Annotated in this window: 1 protein-coding gene and 1 pseudogene; both read right to left on the bottom strand. The window is 68.0% G+C overall.

The window, feature by feature from the left end; genetic code table 11:
* Nucleotides 1–319 (bottom strand): annotated as a pseudogene (locus ACWC97_RS33950) (electron transfer flavoprotein subunit alpha/FixB family protein); the annotation flags it as partial.
* A 135-nt stretch (nt 320–454) separates the two neighbouring features.
* Nucleotides 455–1,240, bottom strand: a complete 786-nt coding sequence (locus ACWC97_RS33955) for an electron transfer flavoprotein subunit beta/FixA family protein (protein ID WP_385480086.1) — start codon at nt 1,238–1,240, stop codon at nt 455–457.
* Between the last annotated feature and the right edge of the window lie 14 nt (nt 1,241–1,254).

A 1,254-nucleotide genomic window follows, 5' to 3' on the forward strand; every position in this document is an offset into this window, starting at 1 on the left:
TCCGCACCGCCAGCCGCGCCGCGACCTCCTTGCCCTCCGCCGACGACGGCACCAGCACCGCCACCGGCGACACCACCGCCACCGCCGCCGCCAGCGCGTCCACCTTCGGCACCACCAGGAACTCACCGAACTCCGGCGCCTCCGACACCAGCACCCGCACCGCACCGTGCTCACCCAGCACCGACGCCGTACCACCCGCACCCGCACCCACCGCGACCGCCACCGGCTCACCCACCCGACGCGCCAGCGTCAGCAGCTCCAGCGTCGGCTTACGAACCGCACCATCCACATGATCGACAAAAACCAGGACCTCAGCCATGAGACACACTCCCCGCGACTACGCGACTAGCAGAGAAACAACAGAACAGGACACGACACGCACCACAGGCGCCACAGGCACCGCGAAAGGACCCGACGAACCCGAAAGGGGCCACGGAGGGCCCCACCCGGCCGGTCAGATGAACTTCTGACCCGCGAGGAACTCCGCCAGCCGACGGCCCCCCTCACCCTCGTCCTTCACGACCGTGCCCGCCGACCGCGCCGGACGCTCCGCCGCCGACTCCACGACCGTCCACGCACCCGCCAGACCGACCTCGTCCTCCTCCACCCCGAGATCCTCCAGATCCCAGGACTCCACCGGCTTCTTCTTCGCCGCCATGATCCCCTTGAACGACGGATACCGCGCCTCACCCGACTGGTCCGTCACCGACACCACCGCCGGCAACGAAGCCTCCACCGACTCCGACGCCGCATCACCGTCACGCCGCCCCCGCACCACACCACCCTCGACCGACACCTCGGACAACAACGTCACCTGCGGCACACCCAACCGCTCCGCCAGCAACGCCGGAACCACACCCATCGTCCCGTCCGTCGACGCCATCCCCGACACCACCAGATCGAAACCGGCCTTCTCCACCGCCTTCGCCAACACCAGCGACGTCCCCATCACATCACTGCCGTGCAACCCCTCGTCCTCCACATGAACAGCCCGGTCCGCACCCATCGACAACGCCTTGCGCAACGCGTCCCGAGCATCCTCCGGACCCACCGTCAGCACCGTCACCTCCGCATCGTCCGCCGACTCCGCGATCCGCAACGCCTGCTCCACCGCGTACTCGTCCAGCTCCGACAACAGACCGTCCACATCCTCACGGTCCACCGTCAGATCATCAGCGAAACGCCGGTCACCCGTCGCATCCGGCACATACTTCACACAGACAACGATCCTCAAGCTCACGCCGGCTCTCCTAC

Source organism: Streptomyces sp. NPDC001108, from assembly GCF_053598535.1.